At 53.8% G+C, this 21104-nt stretch carries 18 protein-coding genes and 3 tRNA genes; 9 read left to right on the forward strand and 12 right to left on the reverse strand.

Features of this window, described 5'->3' with window-relative positions; genetic code table 11:
• Window positions 1–23 precede the first annotated feature (23 nt).
• From rpsF to INT20_RS13095, 4 genes are all read right to left on the reverse strand, one after another.
• A complete protein-coding gene (rpsF, locus tag INT20_RS13080; RefSeq protein WP_087107800.1) occupies window positions 24–419 on the reverse strand; it encodes a 30S ribosomal protein S6 in 396 nt (131 codons plus the stop codon).
• A gap of 244 nt (window positions 420–663) precedes the next feature.
• A complete protein-coding gene (gene rlmB, locus INT20_RS13085; RefSeq protein WP_193057059.1) occupies window positions 664–1461 on the reverse strand; it encodes a 23S rRNA (guanosine(2251)-2'-O)-methyltransferase RlmB in 798 nt (265 codons plus the stop codon).
• 2 nt (window positions 1462–1463) lie between these two features.
• Window positions 1464–3854 carry a ribonuclease R gene (rnr, locus tag INT20_RS13090; RefSeq protein WP_172116089.1) on the reverse strand — a complete coding sequence of 797 codons (2391 nt, stop codon included), beginning with the start codon at window positions 3852–3854 and terminating at the stop codon, window positions 1464–1466.
• The gene (locus INT20_RS13095; protein ID WP_172116088.1) at window positions 3851–4078 is read right to left on the reverse strand and encodes a hypothetical protein; all 228 of its coding nucleotides are present in this window, start codon (window positions 4076–4078) and stop codon (window positions 3851–3853) included. The genes rnr and INT20_RS13095 overlap by 4 nt, the downstream gene beginning before the upstream one ends.
• 33 nt (window positions 4079–4111) lie before the next feature.
• Between INT20_RS13095 and INT20_RS13100 the strand changes: the two genes are divergently transcribed.
• From INT20_RS13100 to INT20_RS13110, 3 genes are all read left to right on the forward strand, one after another.
• Window positions 4112–4198 (forward strand) — tRNA-Leu (locus INT20_RS13100).
• 78 nt (window positions 4199–4276) lie between these two features.
• Window positions 4277–4363, forward strand: a tRNA-Leu gene (locus INT20_RS13105).
• Between the two features lie 41 nt (window positions 4364–4404).
• A tRNA-Leu gene (locus tag INT20_RS13110) sits at window positions 4405–4491 on the forward strand.
• A 194-nt stretch (window positions 4492–4685) separates the two neighbouring features.
• On the opposite strand, the gene INT20_RS13115 is transcribed toward INT20_RS13110, so the two are convergent.
• Window positions 4686–5549 (reverse strand): DNA/RNA non-specific endonuclease, encoded by an 864-nt coding sequence (locus INT20_RS13115; RefSeq protein WP_193057060.1) that lies wholly within the window; start codon window positions 5547–5549, stop codon window positions 4686–4688.
• 81 nt (window positions 5550–5630) lie between these two features.
• The gene (locus INT20_RS13120) at window positions 5631–5906 is read right to left on the reverse strand and encodes an Lrp/AsnC family transcriptional regulator (RefSeq protein WP_172116086.1); all 276 of its coding nucleotides are present in this window, start codon (window positions 5904–5906) and stop codon (window positions 5631–5633) included.
• A 389-nt stretch (window positions 5907–6295) separates the two neighbouring features.
• Between INT20_RS13120 and INT20_RS13125 the strand changes: the two genes are divergently transcribed.
• Entirely contained in the window at window positions 6296–6610 is a 315-nt protein-coding gene (locus tag INT20_RS13125; RefSeq protein WP_193057061.1) for a high-potential iron-sulfur protein, read from the forward strand.
• 64 nt (window positions 6611–6674) lie between these two features.
• Here INT20_RS13125 and INT20_RS13130 read toward each other — a convergent pair whose 3' ends face one another.
• The 5 genes from INT20_RS13130 to INT20_RS13150 all read right to left on the reverse strand — a co-directional run bounded on the left by INT20_RS13130 (window position 6675) and on the right by INT20_RS13150 (window position 15100).
• A complete protein-coding gene (locus tag INT20_RS13130; RefSeq protein ID WP_193057062.1) occupies window positions 6675–8237 on the reverse strand; it encodes a SpoVR family protein in 1563 nt (520 codons plus the stop codon).
• Between the two features lie 25 nt (window positions 8238–8262).
• A complete protein-coding gene (locus tag INT20_RS13135) occupies window positions 8263–9546 on the reverse strand; it encodes a YeaH/YhbH family protein (RefSeq protein WP_193057063.1) in 1284 nt (427 codons plus the stop codon).
• Between the two features lie 40 nt (window positions 9547–9586).
• Entirely contained in the window at window positions 9587–11509 is a 1923-nt protein-coding gene (locus INT20_RS13140) for a PrkA family serine protein kinase (RefSeq protein ID WP_193057064.1), read from the reverse strand.
• Window positions 11510–11878: 369 nt separating this feature from the next.
• Window positions 11879–12934: a threonine aldolase family protein gene (locus INT20_RS13145; RefSeq protein WP_172116081.1), complete on the reverse strand. Its 1056-nt coding sequence runs from the start codon at window positions 12932–12934 to the stop codon at window positions 11879–11881.
• 144 nt (window positions 12935–13078) lie between these two features.
• On the reverse strand, window positions 13079–15100 hold the full coding sequence (locus INT20_RS13150) for an NADPH-dependent 2,4-dienoyl-CoA reductase (protein ID WP_193057065.1): 2022 nt from the start codon (window positions 15098–15100) through the stop codon (window positions 13079–13081).
• Between the two features lie 160 nt (window positions 15101–15260).
• On the opposite strand from INT20_RS13150, the gene INT20_RS13155 reads away from it, so the two are divergent.
• Both INT20_RS13155 and INT20_RS13160 read left to right on the forward strand, forming a co-directional pair.
• Window positions 15261–16172, forward strand: a complete 912-nt coding sequence (locus tag INT20_RS13155; protein ID WP_172116079.1) for a DMT family transporter — start codon at window positions 15261–15263, stop codon at window positions 16170–16172.
• Between the two features lie 47 nt (window positions 16173–16219).
• Window positions 16220–17785 (forward strand): bifunctional GNAT family N-acetyltransferase/carbon-nitrogen hydrolase family protein, encoded by a 1566-nt coding sequence (locus INT20_RS13160; RefSeq protein ID WP_172116078.1) that lies wholly within the window; start codon window positions 16220–16222, stop codon window positions 17783–17785.
• A 147-nt stretch (window positions 17786–17932) separates the two neighbouring features.
• Here the strand turns inward: INT20_RS13160 and INT20_RS13165 are convergent, their stop codons facing one another.
• The gene (locus tag INT20_RS13165; RefSeq protein ID WP_087108499.1) at window positions 17933–18310 is read right to left on the reverse strand and encodes a winged helix-turn-helix transcriptional regulator; all 378 of its coding nucleotides are present in this window, start codon (window positions 18308–18310) and stop codon (window positions 17933–17935) included.
• 203 nt (window positions 18311–18513) lie between these two features.
• Here INT20_RS13165 and INT20_RS13170 point away from each other — a divergent pair, with 203 nt between their 5' ends.
• From INT20_RS13170 to INT20_RS13180, 3 genes are all read left to right on the forward strand, one after another.
• Window positions 18514–18981, forward strand: a complete 468-nt coding sequence (locus INT20_RS13170; protein WP_087108497.1) for a nuclear transport factor 2 family protein — start codon at window positions 18514–18516, stop codon at window positions 18979–18981.
• Window positions 18982–19135: 154 nt separating this feature from the next.
• Window positions 19136–19738: a TetR/AcrR family transcriptional regulator gene (locus INT20_RS13175; protein ID WP_192528209.1), complete on the forward strand. Its 603-nt coding sequence runs from the start codon at window positions 19136–19138 to the stop codon at window positions 19736–19738.
• Complete coding sequence (locus INT20_RS13180) at window positions 19731–20981, forward strand: multidrug effflux MFS transporter (RefSeq protein WP_193057066.1); 1251 nt, start codon at window positions 19731–19733, stop codon at window positions 20979–20981. The genes INT20_RS13175 and INT20_RS13180 overlap by 8 nt, the downstream gene beginning before the upstream one ends.
• Window positions 20982–21104 lie beyond the last annotated feature (123 nt).

The following is a 21104-nucleotide window of genomic DNA, read 5'->3' on the forward strand; positions in this document are numbered from 1 at the left end:
CTTAAAACGTGCAGTGGATAGAATCAGGCAGTTTCGACGTCTGAATCAGACTCGGACTCATCAGCGCGCGACTTGTCTTCGCGACGCGGACGCTTCTCTTCTGCCGGCTTCATCATCGGAGAAGCTTCAGTAACCGCTTCCTTGCAGCGTACAACCAGGCTGCGGATGATGGCATCGTTGAAGCGGAAGATGTTCTCGATTTCTTCGAGCGTCTCGCCAGTACATTCAACGTTCATCAGCACGTAGTGGGCTTTGTGGATCTTGTTGATCGGGTAAGCCAGGTGACGACGGCCCCAATCTTCAAGACGATGTACAGTACCAGCGTTTTCGGTAACGATGCTGGTGTAGCGCTCGACCATAGCCGGCACTTGCTCGCTCTGATCCGGATGGACCATAAACACGATTTCATAATGACGCATGAGATCTCCTTGCGGTTTGACAGCTTCCGGTGTGTGCCCCGCACAAGCGAGAACGACGACAGGGAAGCAAGGAGTTACTGAAATGCACCTAACTTACCGCCAAACGGCAATTTAAGGCATTAAGCAGAACTGGTGTTCAACTAACGTACGGTATCTAACCAACGTACTGGCATTTAACCAACGTAAACATCTGCGCCCGCCTGCCTGTAGACAAACGGGCGCAGGTATTCTAGTGGGCGCAGGGTTAACTTGCAAGCTGGCGTTGTCGTACTGCCTCAAACAAACAAATCCCGGTAGCCACAGAGACATTAAGGCTTGAAACCTGCCCAGCCATGGGTAGCTTGGCCAGGTTATCGCAGGCTTCCCGGGTTAAACGTCGCATGCCCTTCCCTTCTGCTCCCATTACTAGCGCAGTAGGGCCGGTCAAATCGATGTCAAATACATTAGCCTGGGCTTCACCTGCTGTACCGGTAATCCATACGCCGGCATCTTTAAGCTTGGCAAGCGTACGCGCCATGTTGGTGACCTGATAAACCGGCACTACCTCGGCAGCACCGCAAGCCACTTTACGCACGGTTGCGTTTAGTGGTGCCGCCTTGTCTTTTGCCACAATAACGCCATGTGCCCCAGCAGCATCGGCGCTGCGCAAGCAGGCACCAAAGTTATGCACGTCTGTCACGCCATCCAGCACTAGCAAAAGTGGCGGTGTTGGCGCCTGCCAAGCACGCAGCTTTAACCACAAGGACTCTTCGCCTTCAGGCGTAAGTGGCGGGCAGAACGCCACCACTCCCTGATGCGCAGCCCCTTGAGTCAACTGGTCCAGCAGGTCACGCGGCTGCTCTTTAATTCGCGCACCACGCGCTTGCGCCTGAGCAACCATTTCGGCCAAACGACTACCGGCTCCTTGCTGAACCCATAGCTCGCGCGGCGTTTCACCGCGCTCCAACAAACTTTGCAAGGCGTGGGTACCATAGACCTGGTCCAGCCCATCCGGCGTACGTACCGTAGTACGTGCACCACGTCGAGACGACGCCGATTTCATACTTAACTTCTCCTGGGCGTTGACTGACGCGTACGTCGCGGGCCACGACGCGTAGATGGCTTATCTTTCTTGGGCGCAGCGTCGCTCTTGGGAGCGGCCGCTTCATTAGTGTCGCCACTGCGGCGTTTACGCGGCTGGCGGCGCGGGCGAGGCTTATCGTCGGTCAAACTGAAATCAATTTTCCGGTCGTCCATATCGACGCGCGCCACTTGCACCGTCAAGCCATCACCCAAGCGATAGGTGGTTCCGGTACGCTCGCCTTTCAGGCGATGCTTCTCTGCCTCATAGTGATAATAATCCGACGGCAGCGACGTCACATGCACCAGGCCTTCGACATAGAACGCATCCAGACGCACAAACAAGCCAAACTGGGTAACCGACGCAATCGTGCCTTCAAAGGTTTCGCCCAGCTTGTCGGACATAAACTCGCACTTCAGCCAGCTTTCTACATCACGGGTCGCTTCATCGGCGCGACGCTCAGTCATTGAGCAGTGTTCGCCAAGTTCAAGCATCTGCTCAAATGTATAAGGGCACCATTTGCTCGGCGGATCGACCGGCGCTCCATCAACGCGCACGACGGTATTGGTTTGACGCGGCCCCCGAATGACCGAACGAATGGCACGGTGCACGAGCAGATCAGGATAACGACGAATCGGCGACGTAAAGTGCGCATACGCCTGATATGCCAAGCCGAAGTGACCTTCATTCTGCGGTGAGTACACCGCCTGGTTCATGGAGCGTAGCATGACCGTCTGGATAATATCGGCATCAGGGCGATCAACAATTGCCTCACGAAGCGCCTGGTAATCCTGCGGGGTAGGCATATCGCCGCCACCCACGGAAAGGCCCAGCTCGTTCAGGAACAAGCGCAGCTTATCCAATCGCTCAGGCGTTGGCCGCTCATGAATACGGTACAGCGCGGGCAGATCGTGCTTATCAAGAAAACGTGCGGTCGCAACGTTCGCGGCCAGCATGCACTCCTCAATTAACTTGTGCGCATCGTTACGCTTACGCGGCACAATTTTTTCGATCTTGCGCTCGTCGTTGAAAATGATCGCCGTTTCAGTGGTATCAAAATCAATCGCGCCACGCGTTTCACGAGCCCCGCGTAGCAAGTGATAAAGCTCATGCAGGTTTTGCAGCGGCTTCACCAGCTCGCGGTGTTCCTCACGCAGCGCACTGCCCTCTTCGCTCTCGTTATCAAGCATCGCCGCCACGCTGTTATAAGTGAGGCGAGCATGAGAGTTCATCACGGCTTCATAGAAGGAGTAGCGGCTAATCGCCCCAGTCTTGGAGATATTCATCTCGCAGACCATGACCAGACGATCCACGTTCGGATTGAGCGAACAAAGACCGTTGGATAAAAGCTCCGGCAGCATGGGCACCACCTGCCCCGGGAAATACACCGAGTTGCCCCGCGTGCGGGCTTCATTATCCAGCGCCGTCCCCGGACGCACATAGTGAGAGACATCCGCAATCGCGACGAGTAGCTTCCAACTGCCTGACTTGGTTTGCCAGGCGCACACGGCATCATCAAAGTCCTTGGCAGACTCATCATCAATCGTAACCAGCGGTGTATCTCGCAGGTCAACGCGATGCTTTTTATCTTCCTCCAGCACTTCCGCTGAAATGCCGCTGGTTTGATCCAGCACCTCAGGCGGAAATTCAGCAGGAATATCGTAGCTACGAATCGCAATATCGATTTCCATGCCAGGGTCCATACGCTCACCCAACACTTCAATCACTTCACCCACAGGCTGCACGCGGGTAGCCGGCTGCTGCACAATTCTGGCCGAAATCACCTGGCCATCCTTCGCCCCAGCGCAGGCACTGTGAGGAATAATAACTTCCTGAGTAATACGCGGATTTTCAGGAATCAGTATGCCAAATTCCGGCGTATTGCTGCGATATACCCCCACCATTGTTTGCGTATTGCGGGCGATCACATCGGCAATGGTCGCTTCATCGCGGCCACGGCGGTCTGTGCCGCTGATACGGACCAATACATGGTCACCACTGAACACCCGACGCATCTGGCGAGGAGGTAACAACAGATCCGGTTTTTTACCATCATCACGAATCAAGAAGCCAAAACCGTCCCGGTGCCCCAGTACGCTGCCCTTGATCAAATCAAGCTTATCAATTAATGCATAAGCGCCGCGACGGTCACGCAACACTTGACCATCACGCTCCATGGCCGCCATCCGGCGGCGAACGGCTTCAAGGTGATCTTCGTCCTCGATGCCCAGCATGCGGCTCATATTTTCATGGGTAATCGGTTTGCCGTACGTTTCCAACGCCGCTAACAGATATTCACGACTAGGCGCCGGATTATCATATTTTTGCGCCTCGCGCTCGGCGTGCGGATCATCACTCAACGTCCAATACTTCATGCGATCGACATCCTTAATTGCATTTGCGGGAGGCGGACAAAAACAGCAGCGGATAGTCGCTGCAGGTAGGGATAGTCAGCGACTGCGTTAATAGGCAGTAAGCTGAAAAACGTCATATTTTGTTTGGTCATGGGGCCAGTATAGCGCTGCATGTTCCATGACCCAACCACCTTAAGCAGCAATTGTGCGATTTGCGCCATAAAATTATCTTTCAGGTCTTGCATTTAACCAGCACCCCGGTATCATACGCGCCACTTGCCCAGATGGCGGAATTGGTAGACGCGCTAGCTTCAGGTGCTAGTGTCCGTATGGACGTGGAGGTTCAAGTCCTCTTCTGGGCACCACGCTTTCTCATGTTATCCTCTTTTCATGAGTAGCGGGTGCAGTGGCGAGTTGATGTGGTTGATGCTTGATATGTATTCGCCCAGGTGGCGGAATTGGTAGACGCGCTAGCTTCAGGTGCTAGTGTCCGTATGGACGTGGAGGTTCAAGTCCTCTCCTGGGCACCATACGAATACAATCAGCAAAATAACCGCAGTACAAATGATGCGCCCAGGTGGCGGAATTGGTAGACGCGCTAGCTTCAGGTGCTAGTGTCCGTATGGACGTGGAGGTTCAAGTCCTCTCCTGGGCACCATTACGTTGGTCCCGTCCGCATCATTGAACGATCCTTTCTATTATTAATCCCCATATTTTGAATATTGCGCCTACGTTTGCGCTGTTTTACTACGTCGTATTTAGCCTCCTTATTTCGTCGATGTCACTGAGGGCTTTCCCGCCCCCAGCTGAAGCACATTAAATAGTCCACTTACGCTAATCAAAAACGTTACGCTACTGAAAACGCCCAGGTCGCCGTGCGACCTCCTCCAGTGCCCATCCTTGCGTACGCAACTCACCTTCCAGCACGGTTTCCATTTCGGGTGTCAGGTCCGGGAAAAAATTAAGCCCGGTACGCGCTTCTATGTCATTAATAGTGACCAGGTAATCATCTAACGGTTCGTTGCCGCGAACGTCCTGGGGCATGATGAACGCCAGCGCGAGCGGTGCCTCATCGTGTGGGGCAACAATAATTTTATAGAACGCCTCTGGCACTTCGACAAAGCCCACCCGATTAAACACATTATCCATAAAATGTTCAGGGAATATCGGCCCGGTAATCACCTGTACGCGATCAAAACGCGGCGCAAAGTGGTTGATCACCGACTCTTCCAACCGCTGCCATAGCTGACGATTTAGATTAGGCCGCTGCGGCGTCATGTTACTCATCAAAAACGTATCAACCTGGGCATCGCGCCCGTGCACTGCGGCAATGGCATAGTTAGGTGCCATATGCCCCCGGTCATAGCCACTCCGGGCATAGCTGTCGGTTTTTACCGGCCAGAGGGTCCGCCAATCCGCTTGAAAACTGGGCCGTGAGCCAATCTGCGTCCCTTCCGGTACCGCCTCCAGTTGGTAACTCACCCACAGCGGGTTAACACGCACATCCGACCAGCCAACTAAATAGCCCTCATTACGTAATACGCGGTGAAACGTGGTGGGATGAAAACTCTCCCACGTGGGAACGCCCATCCAGGTATACGCATCCTGATGCTGACGCTCCTGAAACTCCCATAACCCCGCTCCCGCGACCACAAACAGCAAAGCGACGCCCAGACGTCGCCCCTCTCGACGCCAGCGCCAAAACGATATCCCCACGTTCCCCTACTCCCCACACGCTAATTTTTATCGCCCGCTTATGACACGCGGCCATTGCGGTGGCCGGTGCCTATGTCCACATTACCAGCCTAGTGAAAACATGGTTTCAAGGTCGTGGCGTGAATGTACCTGCATGGCGTTAAGTGTTTCCGTATCGCTGATCCCCTCAACCTCGTTAAGGCGCTCGGTCACCAGCTCAGCCAGGCTTTCAAAATTCGGGGTACGCGCAATGGCTACCAGGTCATAACGCCCACAGGTGGAGTACACCTCACTAATGCCTTCTACGTCCGCTAAACGCTCTGCTACTGCTTTAACCTGGCCTTTTTCGGTATTAATTAAAATAACTGCGTTTTGCATAGCGTCCTCACTGAAAAATGTAAGTGATACCGGGGCCCATCGTCATTTTACTCACAACGCCTACACCTGTTTAATGGCGTAATACGCAAGAAAAACGTCAACAGCCGCCAAAGCGTGGAGTATAACAGGCCTGGTTAAATCCGCAGCCTGGCCACAAAATCTCTCTAAATCCTTGCCTTGCACGAAGAAGTCGCGCGCCACGCATCTATTCGTTAGCATGGGTGGATAACAACGCGATATTTAGGGTCAAACGGTTGGTGCTCAAAACAGCATGTAACAAAACGGTCAGTAATAAACCGTTAGTCATTGACCGCTAGTAATAAACAGAAGCGATGGCCCACCATCCGATCACCGTGACTTATCGATGAGAGTGACCTTAAGGAGAGATCATGGCTAATCAGAGCCGCCGTCATTTTATACGCACCAGTATATGGGGGCTGGCAACCCTACCCTTGGGCATCGGTATTTTATCGAAAACGGCCTTTGCTCAATCGCTACCTCGCCTTGACCCTTCCGTACCGAGTGCCCAAGCGCTGAGCTATGTTGAAAAAGCGAGCGAGGCCAGCGACCACCCTGCTTATAAATCAGGTGAACGGTGCGACAACTGCATGTTTTATACCTCTGGTAATCAAGGCTGCCAGCTGTTTCCTGAAAACAGCGTTGAACCTGGTGGCTGGTGCCAATCTTGGGTAGCTCAGGGGTAACGCGGCTAAAAAGCCCTGCCAAACGCAGGGCTTTATACATTACTCACCGGTAAGCTGTGACCATTTACGGGTTGTCTTTACTTTCCTCCTCTATGGGCCAACGGTAGCGATGCGTCACCCGCCCTTCATCCATGGAAACCAGGCGTACGGGGAACCCCCAAAGCTCATGCAGGTGCCGAATAACCGGGTAGGCACTACGCCCAAGGGGGCGGCGACCGTCCTGCACGTGGTGCAGTGTTAATGAGCGATCGCCCCGGATATCAGCCTCAACCACTTGAATATTTGGTTCTTTCACCGACAGCGCGTACTGAGTAGAAAGCGCATCGCGCACCCGGCGATAGCCCTGTTCATTATGAATAGCCGCCACTTCGAGCGTTTCCGCCTGATCATCATCCACAATTAAAAACAGCTTAAGATCGCGCATTACCTTGGGCGACAGAAACTGCTGAATAAACGACTCATCCTTAAAGTTGCGCATAGCAAATTCAAGCGTACTGCGCCAAGGCGTGCCCGCAATATCAGCAAACCACTGGTAATCCTCCTCGGTCGGTGCTTCGCATATCCGCTTGATGTCCATAAAGATGGCAAACCCCAACGCATACGGATTGATGCCGTTGAAGTAAGGGCTATCAAAGTCAGGTTGATTAATGACAGCGGCGTGGGACTGCAAGAACTCAAGCATCAGACCTTCATCAACATCGCCTTCGTCATACAAGCGGTTCATCAACGTGTAATGCCAAAAGCATGCCCACCCTTCATTCATGACCTGAGTTTGGCGCTGGGGGTAAAAATACTGCGCCAGCTTGCGCACAATACGCACTATTTCACGCTGCCAAGGGGCCAATAACGGGGCATTTTTTTCAATAAAATAGAGCAGATTTTCCTGAGGCTCTGGCGGATAAATTCCGCCGCTGTGCAGGCCTAGCGGGTCGTTGTCGCTGTTAAGGCTACCAGGCAGCGGTGACGCATTGCCAGGCGGCTCAGGAATCGTACGCCACAGCATATTAACCTGCGTTTGCAGGTAGGCTTCCCGTTCATCCTGACGCTTGGCCTCCTCTTCAGCCGAGATCGGCGAAGGTCGTTTATAGCGGTCAACGCCGTAATTTTGCAGTGCGTGGCACGCATCCAACAGTTGCTCAACCGCATGGACGCCGTGGCGCTCTTCGCATTTGGCAATGTAGTGACGTGCAAACACCAGATAATCAACGATCGATTCAGCATCGGTCCAGGTCCGAAACAGATAATTGCCCTTGAAGAAGGAATTATGCCCATAGCAGGCATGCGCCATGACCAGCACCTGCATCATCAAGGTGTTTTCTTCCATCAAATAGGCAATACAAGGGTTGGAATTAATCACCAACTCGTACGCCAGGCCCATTTGGCCGCGTTTGTAAGCTTGCTCAACGGCCAGAAACTGCTTACCAAATGACCAGTGATGGTAGCCCACCGGCATACCCACGCTGGCGTAGGCATCCATCATCTGCTCGGTGGTGATGACTTCCATTTGATTGGGGTACGTATCTAGGCGGTACTCATCAGCAAGCACAGCGAGCTTGTCGTTAAAGCGCTCTAGGACGCTAAAGCTCCAGTCAGAACCGGTCACAATGGGCTTTTGGGATGCATTCATAGCGCACTCCTCAACACGCACGCGTTTAGCGCGCTTGGTTCAAGCGGCGTTTAAACAGCTCACGAAAAACAGGATAAATATCGCTGGCTTCGACAATTTGGCGCATCGTAAAGCGTTCAGGAAAGTGCTCAGCAACGCTCTGATACTCATGCCAAAGCGACTGATGATCGTGAGGGGTGATTTCTACATATGCGTAGTACTGAAGTTGAGGCATCAACTTTTTAATCAGCAAATTGCGACAGGTACTGGAATCATCGTCCCAATTGTCGCCATCCGATGCCTGGGCCACGTATAAATTCCACTGCTCGGCGGGATAGCGCTTTTGAATAATATTATCCACCAGCGTGAGTGCGCTTGAGACAATGGTGCCGCCCGTTTCGCGGGAGTAAAAGAACTCCTCCTCACTCACTTCTTTTGCGGCAGTATGGTGGCGAACAAACACCAGCTCGACCTTTTCGTAGTGCTTCTCTAAAAAAAGGTAAAGCAGCAGAAAAAAACGCTTCGCAATGTCTTTATGGTTCTGGGTCATGGAGCCTGAAACATCCATGACACAGAACATTACCGCCTGGCTTGAGGGCTGAGGTTGCGCGGCCAACTGGTGATAGCGCAAATCGTAGGTATCAATAAACGGCACTGCCTCGATGCGTTTCTTTAAACGCTCGATGTCAGCCTTCACTACCCGTGCCGGATTACGTAGCACGCTGTCCTTGCGCTCTTCTGCCTCCAGCGCTTGCTCAGCTTCTTTTAGCGCTCGCTTGATCGGTGCTCGCATGGCAATACGGCGGGCGTAGGCCTCCCGCATGGAGCGCGTAATACTGATACGCGAGGGCACGCCATCCCGGGAAAGGCCCGCGCGCACCATTTTCACTTCTTCCAATGATTTAAGCGGCTTACGCTGCAGGTGCGGAAGCTCCAGGCCATCGAAAACAAACTCTAAAAACTCCTCTCGGCTAAGCGTAAACGCAAACTCATCGTTACCTTCGCCTTGGTCAGAAGCGCTCCCTTCACCCGCGCCGCCTCCGCCGCCTTGGCCACCGGGGCGGCGAATCCTGTCACCCTGTAAAAACTCTTTATTACCCGGCGAGACGATATTGCGCGCCCCGCCGGGGCCATGCTGAAACACCGGCTCAGAAATGTCCTTGGTGGGGATAGAGATGTTTTCACCACGCTCCATATCGGTAATGGAGCGGCGGTTAACCGCCTCTTCAACAGAGCGCTTGATATGCTGACGGTAGCGCTCCAAAAAGCGCTGTCGGTTAACCGCGCTCTTATGTTTAGCGTTAGGTCTTCGATCAATAAAGTAGGTCATACGACCTCCTTAACCCAAAGGGCCTTTGCAGTACCGGCGCTTACTGCGACTTACGCACGCGCAGGTACCACTCGGAAAGCAGGCGCACCTGCTTCTCGGTATAGCCGCGCTCCACCATCCGAGCGACGAAGTCCTCGTGTTTTTTCTGGTCCGACGTTGAGGCCTTGGCATTGAACGAGATGACCGGCAAAAGCTCTTCGGTATTAGCAAACATCTTGTGCTCAATAACCCCTTTAAGCTTCTCATACGACTGCCAGCTGGGGTTCATGCCGTTGTTCTGGGCGCGCGCTCGCAGCACAAAGTTCACCACTTCATGACGGAAGTCCTTGGGATTGGAAATGCCCGCTGGCTTCTCAATTTTTTCAAGCTCTTCATTAAGCGATTGGCGATTCAACTGCTCGCCGGTATCCGGGTCGCGGTACTCTTGATCTTGAATCCAGAAATCGGCATAGGTCACATAGCGATCAAAAATATTCTGCCCATACTCACTGTAGGATTCGAGATAAGCCGTTTGGATCTCTTTGCCAATAAACTCCACATAGCGCGGCGCCAAAAACTCTTTAATAAAGCCCAGATAACGCTCAAATACTTCAGAGGGCAGTTGCTCACGCTCAAGCGCTTGCTCCAGCACATACAGCAGATGCACCGGGTTAGCGGCAACTTCGGTGCTGTCAAAGTTAAATACCTTGGAAAGAATTTTGAACGCAAAACGGGTGGAGAGGCCTTGCATACCTTCGTCCACGCCTGCCGCATCGCGGTACTCTTGTATCGATTTGGCACGCGGGTCGGTATCTTTTAGATTTTCGCCATCGTACACGCGCATTTTGGAGTAGATACTGGAGTTCTCAGGCACTTTTAACCGAGACAGCACCGAGAATTGCGCCAGCATGCGCAGCGTATCGGGTGCGCAGGGTGCGGCATTGAGGGAAGAGTCTTCCAGTAGCTTTTGATAGATTTTGATCTCTTCAGACACTCGCAAGCAGTAAGGCACTTTGACGATATATACGCGGTCAAGAAAGGCCTCGTTGTTGCGGTTATTGCGAAATGCCTGCCACTCGGATTCGTTGGAGTGCGCCAGGATAATGCCATCAAACGGAATGGCGCCCATTCCCTCCGTTGGGTTGTAATTCCCCTCTTGGGTGGCAGTCAACAGCGGATGCAGCACCTTGATCGGCGCCTTAAACATCTCAACGAATTCCATTAACCCCTGGTTAGCGCGGCAAAGCCCGCCCGAGAAGCTATAAGCATCCGGGTCATCCTGGGAGTAAAGCTCAAGCTGGCGGATATCGACTTTACCCACTAACGAGGAGATATCCTGGTTATTCTCGTCACCCGGTTCCGTTTTAGAGATTGCTATCTGGTGCAGCCGCGAAGGATAAAGGCGCACTACACGAAACTGGGAAATATCGCCGCCGTACTCTTTTAAACGCTTGGCGGCCCAAGGGGACATCACACTTTTCAGATAGCGCGGCGCAACCCCATACTCTTTTTCAAGCAGTTCGCCATCCTCTTCAGGTGAAAACAACCCAAGCGGCGACTCATAAACGGGTGAGCCTTTAATGGCGTAAAACGGAATACGCTCCATTAGCAGTTTTAAGCGCTCCGCAAGTGATGATTTACCGCCACCCACCGGCCCCAGCAGATAGAGAATCTGCTTGCGCTCCTCAAGTCCTTGGGCGGCATGACGGAAGTAAGCCACTATCTGCTCAATGGCCTCCTCCATACCATGAAACTCAGCAAATACCGGGTAGCGGCGTATTACCTTATTGGAAAAAATACGCGATAAACGCGGATCTTTTGCCGTATCAATCACAGCAGGCTCACCGATGGCGTCCAGCATGCGCTCCGCGGCGCTGGCATAAACCGTTGGGTCACGACGACAAAGCGCCAGATACTCTTCCAAACTCATGTCTTCTTGCTGCACGCGGGCAAAACGGTCTTGAACGTGGTCAAAGATGCTCATGAAACCCTCCTATGGCCATCCCCAGGCAATCACCACCCGGATGAATATTTTATTGTGGTGAGCCGAACGAGGTGTCGCTCTATTAGCGTAGCTAGCATTAGCAAAATGTGATGACTAAAACTTCAACGCTAACATGTGATACGCATAGGCATACGCCAGAAAAGTCCTGCGCTTCAAAGGCAGGATGTTGATACAACAGGGTTTTAACCAAAAAGCACTTCATCAGAAACGTTTAACGATTCACTAATGATCAACATTTGCATGGCGGGCCAGGCGTCACGCCTTTTTATTGAGCGTCTACAAAAAAACCGCCGCTGCGTGTGCAGCGGCGGTACAAAAAGCGATACGCCTGAAACCTCCTGAGTCTTGCTACCCAGAGTGCTGTTCAAGCGCGACGTTGACATCCGCGATCAGTAAATCCAGTAATTCAACGGTGGTATTCCAGGCACATACAAAGCGTGCCCCTCCGGCGCCAATAAACGTATAGAAGGTCCACCCCTTGGCTTTTAGGGCGCTAATTGCATGGGCTGGCAACTCAACAAAGACGCTGTTTGCCTGAGCAGGAAACATCAACGACACACCAGGCAGAGCTTGCAGCCCTTGCGTTAAATATTGTGCCATTGCGTTAGCATGTTGAGCATTGGTGAGCCACGCCCCGCTCTCCAAAAGGCCCAGCCACGGCGCTGATATATAGCGCATTTTGGATGCCAACTGACCTGCTTGCTTGCAGCGATACGAAAAATCTTCTGCCAGCTCGCGATTAAAGAACAAAATCGCCTCGCCCATCGCCAAGCCATTTTTAGTCCCAGAAAAACACAGTGCATCAACGCCTACCTGCCAGGTCAGCTCGGCAGGCGTAGCATTCAAGCTGGCACAGGCATTGGCAAAGCGGGCGCCATCCATGTGTAGGCGCAAATCATGCTTATCGGCAATCGCGCGAATGGCCAGCAGTTCTTCACGGGTATATACCGTTCCTACTTCGGTCGCCTGGGTCAGCGAAACCACTTTAGGTTTCGGGTAGTGAATATCGCTACGCCGCGTCACCAGGGCCTCAATCCCCTCAGGGGTAAGCTTGCCATTCGCCCCTGGCGAGGTCAGCAGCTTGGCGCCATTGGAGAAGAACTCCGGGCCGCCGCACTCGTCGGTTTCAATATGCGCCAGCTCATGACAAATCACGCTATGGTAACTGCGCCCCATCGCAGAAAGCGCCAGTGAGTTAGCCGCAGTACCGTTAAAAACAAAAAACACTTCGCAGTCATAATCAAACATTTGACGAAAGCGGTTCGCCGCACGCTCGGTCCAGTGGTCATTGCCATACGCCAGGTCATCAACCTGATTAGCGTCCAGTAGATACGCCATGGCTTCCGGGCAAATACCAGAAGTGTTATCGCTGGCTAAAAAACGGGGGGTACACTCCGACGTCATGACAATTATCCTTATACCTCATATTGTTACAGCGCCAGCTGGGTGCCACTAGCGCCTTTAACATCACGTTATGCTTAATAAGGTGATGGATCAGTCAGTCTATCGTCATTTATGGACGAGCGTCACCCGCCACTATCAACGCGGTTAAAGCTGGGCAGCCAAGCGCATTCCCTGATCAATAGCGCGCTTGGCGTCAAGCTCTGCCGCCTCATCGGCACCGCCAATGATATGAATCGGTTTACCGAGCGCTTCAAGCGGCGCCACTAAATCACGCACTGACTCCTGCCCCGCGCATACCACCACCGTATCCACACCCAGCACGCTGTCCTCGCCATCGCGGCGAATATGCAGCCCATCATCATCAATTTTAAGATACTCGCAGCCCGTTAAGGTTGAAACGCCGCGCGCCTTTAGCGAAGCCCGGTGTACCCAGCCAGTGGTTTTACCCAGGTACTTGCCAGGCTTAGAGGTTTTACGCTGTAGCATGACAATGTCACGTGAGACAGCGGGCGCCACAGGGGCTTTTAAACCGCCGCGTTCGCTAACGGCCAGGTCAACGCCCCACTCGTCGCACCAGGTATCAACATCAAGGGCCGGATGCTCTTCATGGGCCAAAAGCTCGGAAACGTCAAAACCAATACCGCCTGCCCCGATAACGGCAACCCGGCGACCTACCCGCTCGGGGGATTCAATGGCATCGGCATAGCTCAGCACACTGGGGTGTTCAGCGCCGGGCAGCGACAGCGTGCGCGGGCGTACGCCGCTGGCGATGATAATATCGTCAAACTCAGCCAGCGCTTCTGGAGTGGCACGGGTGTTCAAGCGGACCTCTACCGCGTACTTTTCCAGCATGACGCGGTAGTAGCGTAGGGTTTCGTTAAACTCCTCTTTGCCAGGAATCCGACGCGCGTAATTAAACTGCCCGCCCAGCGTGTCACGCTGCTCAAACAGCACGACGTGATGGCCCCGGCTGGCGGCGGTAACGGCCGTGGCAAGCCCCGCTGGCCCACCGCCCACCACGGCCACGCGTTTAGGCGTGATAGCGGGTTCAATCACAAGTTCGGTTTCATGGCAGGCGCGCGGGTTAACCAAACAAGAGGTTAGCTTGCCTGCAAAGGTGTGATCCAGGCAGGCCTGGTTACAGGCAATACAGGTATTGATTTCATCGGCCTGCCCCGCTTCGGCTTTACGTACCCACTCCGGGTCTGCCAAAAACGGCCGCGCCATGGACACCATATCGGCGTGGCCTTCGGCCAGCACCTGTTCGGCAATCTCTGGCATATTAATCCGGTTGGTGGTGATCAGCGGCACCGAAAGCGCTGCTTTTACTCGCCGGGTCACTTCGGTAAAGGCCGCGCGTGGCACGCTAGTGACAATGGTGGGCACCCGCGCTTCATGCCAACCAATCCCGGTATTGATGATATCGGCACCCGCGGCTTCCACCGCCTGGCCAAGCGTGACGATCTCTTGCCATGTGCTGCCGTCTTCCACCAGGTCAATCATCGATAGGCGAAAAATCACCACAAAGCGCTCGCCCACTGCCGCTCGAATGCGTTTAACAATTTCCAACGGAAAGCGCATGCGATGCTCAAAACTACCGCCCCAGGCATCGCTGCGCTGGTTGGTCCGCTGGCAAATAAACTGATTAATCAGATAGCCTTCCGAACCCATTATTTCGACGCCGTCATAACCCGCCTGTTGCGCCAGAGACGCACAGCGCACGTAGTCGGCAATTTGCTGTTCAACGTCGTCACTACTTAGTTCACGGGGAGTAAATGGATTAATGGGTGCCTGAATTGCCGAGGGCGCCACCAATTCAGGCGAGTAGGCGTAGCGCCCCGCATGGAGAATCTGCATGCACAAATGCCCGCCTTCCGCGTGAACAGCCTCCACCACCTGGCGATGCTCTGCCAATTGGGTCTCATCGGTTAGCGCGTTGGCGCCCTGAAACACCGCACCTTCCGGGTTTGGCGCAATCCCTCCAGTGACGATTAAACTTACCCCGGCCCGTGCACGCTCAGCATAAAAAGCCGCCAACCTTGCAAACCCCTTGGGTGTCTCTTCCAGGTTGGTATGCATGGAGCCCATTAAAATGCGGTTGGGCAGCGTTAAATGGCCAATCGTAATTGGCTGGAAAAGATGCGGGTAAGCGGGCGCACGGGTCATCACGGTTCTCCTTGGCGTTATTCAAACAAGCGTATGACATCCAATCGCCGTCGTACAGCCCTTTACGACTTACCTGGGAGATCCAGAGCCATCGTTTCTCAGTCTTGCTCATTGCGTTAAAGCACGTAACATTATTCGGCTAACGATAAGGAAAACCGCTATGCCGTTGATTTACTTTTTGCCACCACTAGCCACCGTGCTGATCTGGTCGGGCAACATGACCATTAATCAGTTGACCGTAGGCGCGATTGCGCCGAGCAGCATCGCTTTTTTACGCTGGCTGTTGGCGCTAGCGGTGATGACGCCCTTCGTGCTTCCGGCCGTGCTTCGTCATCGTGCGGAAATACGCCGTAACTGGCCGAAACTCGCCTTACTGGGCCTTTTAGGTATGGGGCTATGGCAAGGGCTGGCCTATGTTGCAGCGGAAACCACAACGGCTACCAACATGGGCATTCTAGCTGCGATGGTGCCGCTTTTAACCGTGCTGCTGAGTGCGCTTATCCTGCGTGAGCCGCCAACCCTGGGCGGCGTTATGGGCGGCGTGCTGGCCTTTATCGGTGTCACCGTGTTGCTGGGCCGCGGTAATCCCTTATCGCTTCTTCAGCTTGAGGTTGCCCATGGCGATGCGCTAATGGTGGTGGCAGCAAGCTGCTACGCGCTCTACGGCGTTATGCTAAAGCGCTGGAAAATGAACTTACCGCCTTGGGTAATGCTCTATGCTCAGGTATGTTTTGCGGTACTGTTTTTGCTGCCGCCCTATTTGATGGGGCCAATGACGCCTGTGGATAGTCAAAACATTGGGCTTATTCTCTATGCAGGCATTCCTGCCTCCGTCATTACCACATTTTTATGGATGCGCGCGGTCCGCCAAATTGGCGCTAACCAGGCGAGCATTTTTATCAACCTGATGCCTCTGTTTAGCGCACTGATTGCCATGGCGATGCTGGGCGAGCAAGTGGCAGGCTTCCACTTTACCGGTGGACTTCTGATTCTGGCGGGCGTCATCATGGCGCAAACCTTGACGCGCCCACTGGTGGGAAACGTGTCGGTGAATAAGCCGGGCAGCGCCTAGCCATCATGTACTAGGCTGTTTTCTTTTTTATTCTGGAACCCCCTGATATGTCCCTGGAAGACCTGCATCTAAATGTGCGCAACCTGACGAGCGATGACTACGATCAGCTCAAGACATTGATGGACGCTGTCTATCATAATATTGGCGGCGCCTGGCCCCGCCACACCATCGACAAGCTGATTCAGGAGTTTCCCGATGGCCAGATCGCCATTGAAGATGACGGCAATCTGGTAGGCGTCGCGCTAACGGTTCAGGTGGATTACGACGAGTTTTCCAACCCGCATAAGTATGACGACCTGATTGGCCATCGTGAGATTATTCTCAACGATGAAAATGGCGATGCGATGTACGGGCTGGATGTGCTGATTCACCCGGACTACCGCGGCTACCGCCTGGGGCGGCGCCTTTACGAAGCGCGCAAAGAGCTGTGTCGTTCGCATAACCTGCGCGCCATTTTGGCGGGCGGGCGCATTCCCGAATACTATCAGCATGCCGATGAGCTAACGCCGGCCCAGTACATCGAAAAAGTCTCTCGCAAGGAGATTTACGATCCCATTTTGTCGTTCCAACTGGCTAACGACTTCCAGGTAAAACGCCTGCTGCGCAAATACCTGCCCGAAGATGAGCAGTCCAAGGGCTACGCGACCCTGCTCGAGTGGAACAATATTCTCTTTGAGCCTGCCGAAAACGTGCTGGATACGCGCCCAACCCAAGTGCGTGTTGGCGCCGTACAGTGGCAGATGCGTGAGTTTGCCTCGGTAGAAGCCGCCCTTCAGCAGATTGAGTATTTTGTCGACGCGCTTTCAGATTACCAGAGTGACTTTGCGGTTTTTCCGGAGCTGTTCACCACCCCGCTGATGGGCTTGCAAGACCGCGCCGCTCAGCAGGACCAAATGGCGGCGATACGTTTTCTGGCAGGCTTTACCGAACGCTTTAAAACCGAACTTTCACGCATGGCGGTCTCCTACAATATCAATATTGTTGGCGGCTCAATGATTGAAGTGGGCGAAAATGACCGGCTCTACAACGTTGCCTACCTCTTCCACCGCGATGGTGAAGTCGACAAGCAAGCCAAGCTGCATATCACTCCTCAGGAGCGTCGCGATTGGGTAATCGAAGGCGGTGACAACTTGCAGGTGTTTAACACCGATGCAGGCCGCGTGGGCATTTTGATCTGCTACGACGTAGAGTTCCCGGAACTCGGCCGTCTACTGGCCGATCAGGACATGGATATCCTGTTTGTGCCGTTCTGGACCGACACCAAGAATGGCTACCTGCGGGTTCGTCACTGTGGCCAGGCACGTGCCATCGAGAACGAGTGCTACGTGGTACTCTGCGGTAGCGTCGGCAACCTGCCCTCGATTGAAAACCTGGATATCCAGTACGCGCAGTCTGCCGTCTTTACCCCTTCTGACTTCGCCTTCCCCCACGATGCAGTGCTGGCGGAAACCACCCCCAATACCGAGATGATTTTCTTCTCGGACCTGGATTTGACTCGCCTAACCGTGGTGCGCGCAGAGGGCTCAGTGACGAACATGAAGGATCGCCGCAAGGATCTGTTTGATCTACGCTGGCGGGACTGGTCCTTGAAATCCGGCTCCATTGAAGTATAAGCGCGAGCTGGAAGCCCTATGCCAATAACCAAGTACGGACGCAATTCGGGTACATTTTAATAAATGAGACAGCCAACAAGCCCACGATTTAGTCGTGGGCTTGTTAGTTAGGGGATGTTTTTAATTCTCACATAGCCCGTTTCAGGTCTACGTCTGGCTAGCCTGATACTGCAAACGAGCGGCCACGATGGTGCGGTGATGGGCATCTGCCCACGCTACCAGCTGTTGCATCGGCTCAAGAAAAGAGCGCCCCAACGGGGTTAGAGTATATTCCACCCGTGGCGGGACTTCAGGATAGAGCGTACGCGTGACAAAGCCATCCTGCTCCAGCTGTTTGAGGGTACGGGAGAGCATCTGCTTTGAAATATCACCAATCTCACGCATCAAGGCATTAAAACGCAGCGTGCCGGGGGCCAGGGCTTCCAGAATCAGTAAGCTCCACTGGTCGCCAATGCGGTCAAGCACATCGCGAATCGGGCAAGGCTGTTCAAGAACGATCTCTTCGCTAGCGGTAATGGCAGTCATCACGGCTCCATGGATGGGTATGCAGTGGGCATATAGATGTGACCGGGTCAGGTAAATGTGACTTCTTGTGCGGTCATGGGAACTCCTTTAAGTTTACCCCAAGGTCTACATTTTAGACCGTTTATTAAGGTGAAACTCAAGGGGCATGATGCGGTGATTAGTGCTGCGCCTTTGATCCATCTACCCGAAACAGGAGTGTTGACATGTCGTTACTGAAACCGTTGAGCGTTGCCACGTCGGTGCTGATGCTATCTTTACCCGCCGTATCGTTTGCGCAAGCCGAACGTGATCTTGAGGCCGAGGAAGCAAACCGGGCATTGGTCATCCAGTTCTATAACCAGTTCTTCAACGAGCATGAAACAGAGCAGAGCTCATTGGTGCTGGCGGAAGATTACATTCAGCACAATCCGGGCGTACCGGATGGCAAGGCGCCTTTCGTGGATTACTTTGCAGGCTACTTCCAGGAAAACCCGGACTACCAAAGCGAGATCGTGCGTAGTGCGACCGATGGCGATCTGGTCTGGCTGCATGTTCACTCTACCAATGGTGATGAGGATCGCGGTGAGGCCGTTGTGGATATCTTCCGCGTTGAAAATGAAATGATCGTCGAGCACTGGGATGTCATCCAGTCTGTGCCGGAAGAAGCGGCCAACGACAACAGCATGTTTTAAATCGGATAGTGTCAGATTATTGGCCCGAAAGGGCCTTTTCTACACCACTCAAACCTACCTACCGGTCGGTAGCTTTTATAGTATGATGCGTCGCTTGGTTTTTGACATGCTTTAAGCATGCATCATCAAGATGTTTCATGTTCGGAGACTCGAAATGTTATCCACGACAACACCCGCGCTACGCCGGGTGCTCAACGCGGCCGTTGCCCAGTTTGCCCGGCATGGTTATGAGGGCGCCTCACTGGCGGGGATTGCTGCCGACGCCGGTATTCGCAAAGCATCGCTTTATTCGCATATCAAAAATAAGGACGCGCTGTTTTTGGCGGTGTTTGAAGATGCCTTGAAAATTGAATCGCAATTTGCTCATGAATGCTTTGAGCATTCCAATACTGGACTGCCAGGCCAGCATTATTGCGAATCGTTGTTGGCACGTTACGCCGACTCTGAGCACTTTCGGTTTCTGCTACGCACCTCGTATATTCCACCTGAGTCGCTTTTCCACGAGCTTCAGGAAGGCTACGAAACTTACATGCAACAGCTGTTAGCAGATTTTACGGCAGCGCTGCGTCGCCATGTGGGGGAGGCACTCTCCGATCAAGATGCCCTGATACTGGGCCACGCTTACATGGGCATGGTGGATAGCCTCCACGTGGCGCTTATTTATATTGGCACCGAGCGCTTTGAGGCACGTCTCAACGCGCTTGAACGCCTTATGGGCGACAGCATCGCCAGGCTTGTAGGAGAGCATCATGACTGAACAGGCCATCCGTGAGAATACTCACCAAAGTACCGTGGGCATGGCGCTAGTCACTCTGCTGGCCCTTTTGACCGCACTCGATGCCATGGCGATTGATATGTATCTGCCCGGCATGCCGATGATTGCGCACACCTATGAGGTCTCGGCAGGCAGCGTGCAGCAAACGCTGTCGGTCTTTTTGGCAGGACTGGCGCTGGGGCAGTGCCTTTATGGCCCGCTACTGGAGCGTTTTGGCCGCCGAATGCCGCTCCTGGTGGGGCTTGTGATCTTTGTGGCGGGCTCGGTGGTTGCGGCCATGGCGCCTACGCTTGAGTGGTTACTTGCTGCCCGATTTTTACAGGCCATCGGCGCGGCCGCCGGATTGGTCGCGCCGCGTGCCATTGTGGCCGATCTTTGCGATGTAAAAAGCTCTGCCAAAATCTTTTCGCTATTGATGCAAGTCATGATGATTGCACCCGTCGTGGCGCCCATGATGGGAGGCTTTCTGCTTGAGCACGGTGGCTGGCGCGGTATTTTCTGGATGCTGGCAGCTCTCGGCGTTATTGGATTGGCATGGAGCCTGGCCGCCATTCCCGAGACGCTTGATGTTGGGCAGCGCACAGCGCTTAGCGTAAGCAGTGTCGTGCGTGGGTATCTGGCTCAGTCTCGTCGTCGAGTCTTCATGGCTTATACGGCGGCCGGAGGCTTTGTTCTGGGGTCACTTTTCACCTATATCAGCGCCGCAGCGTTTGTGTTTACCGACCATTTTGGCATGACCCCGACCCATTTCAGCTATCTGTTTGCCGCCAATTCTGTCGGGCTGATTATCGGTGGCATGCTGTCCAATGCGTTGTCTGCACGCGGTATGACGCCTGCCGGGGTAACTTATATCGGGCTTGGTATACATGCACTGGCGGGTGCGCTTTTATATCTGGTCGTCACGACGGATATGGTCACGTTCGAAACGTACGTGGCGCTGCTGGGGGTGGCGATTGGGGCGCTCGGACTGGTGTTTGGTAATTTGACCGCGCTAACCATGAACGCTGGCGGGGCGCAGGCCGGCGTGGCTTCGGCGCTGATGGGTACCCTGCACTATGTGGTCGCGGCGGCCGTTGGCTATGTTGCCAGCTTGGCGACCCAGGGGCCGCATCTGATGCCACTAACACTTACGCTGTGTGGCGTGGCCGCTTTATTGCTCTGCCGGCTTGCCGGTGCCATGACGAAAAAAGCACAGGACGTTCACCTCGAAGGGGCACGTACTTAGCGCTTTTCAGAAAGGGATAAATGAACGAACAATCGAGTAGGAAGGAGAGTCGCCTCCCCTGTCCTCTCACACCACCGGGCATACGGTTCCGTACCACGGCGGTTCATGAACAACGTTTGAGCC

It is taken from the genome of Halomonas citrativorans (genome assembly GCF_014898005.1).
Classification (GTDB): domain Bacteria; phylum Pseudomonadota; class Gammaproteobacteria; order Pseudomonadales; family Halomonadaceae; genus Vreelandella; species Vreelandella citrativorans.

Coding starts and splice junctions, on each gene's coding strand:
- rpsF (WP_087107800.1), bottom strand. CDS start 419: ATGCGTCATTATGAAATCGTGTTTATGGTCCATCCGGATCAGAGCGAG.
- rlmB (WP_193057059.1), bottom strand. CDS start 1,461: ATGAAATCGGCGTCGTCTCGACGTGGTGCACGTACTACGGTACGTACG.
- rnr (WP_172116089.1), bottom strand. CDS start 3,854: ATGAAGTATTGGACGTTGAGTGATGATCCGCACGCCGAGCGCGAGGCG.
- INT20_RS13095 (WP_172116088.1), bottom strand. CDS start 4,078: ATGCAAGACCTGAAAGATAATTTTATGGCGCAAATCGCACAATTGCTG.
- INT20_RS13120 (WP_172116086.1), bottom strand. CDS start 5,906: ATGCAAAACGCAGTTATTTTAATTAATACCGAAAAAGGCCAGGTTAAA.
- INT20_RS13125 (WP_193057061.1), top strand. CDS start 6,296: ATGGCTAATCAGAGCCGCCGTCATTTTATACGCACCAGTATATGGGGG.
- INT20_RS13130 (WP_193057062.1), bottom strand. CDS start 8,237: ATGAATGCATCCCAAAAGCCCATTGTGACCGGTTCTGACTGGAGCTTT.
- INT20_RS13135 (WP_193057063.1), bottom strand. CDS start 9,546: ATGACCTACTTTATTGATCGAAGACCTAACGCTAAACATAAGAGCGCG.
- INT20_RS13140 (WP_193057064.1), bottom strand. CDS start 11,509: ATGAGCATCTTTGACCACGTTCAAGACCGTTTTGCCCGCGTGCAGCAA.
- INT20_RS13145 (WP_172116081.1), bottom strand. CDS start 12,934: ATGACGTCGGAGTGTACCCCCCGTTTTTTAGCCAGCGATAACACTTCT.
- INT20_RS13150 (WP_193057065.1), bottom strand. CDS start 15,100: ATGACCCGTGCGCCCGCTTACCCGCATCTTTTCCAGCCAATTACGATT.
- INT20_RS13155 (WP_172116079.1), top strand. CDS start 15,261: ATGCCGTTGATTTACTTTTTGCCACCACTAGCCACCGTGCTGATCTGG.
- INT20_RS13160 (WP_172116078.1), top strand. CDS start 16,220: ATGTCCCTGGAAGACCTGCATCTAAATGTGCGCAACCTGACGAGCGAT.
- INT20_RS13165 (WP_087108499.1), bottom strand. CDS start 18,310: ATGACTGCCATTACCGCTAGCGAAGAGATCGTTCTTGAACAGCCTTGC.
- INT20_RS13170 (WP_087108497.1), top strand. CDS start 18,514: ATGTCGTTACTGAAACCGTTGAGCGTTGCCACGTCGGTGCTGATGCTA.
- INT20_RS13175 (WP_192528209.1), top strand. CDS start 19,136: ATGTTATCCACGACAACACCCGCGCTACGCCGGGTGCTCAACGCGGCC.
- INT20_RS13180 (WP_193057066.1), top strand. CDS start 19,731: ATGACTGAACAGGCCATCCGTGAGAATACTCACCAAAGTACCGTGGGC.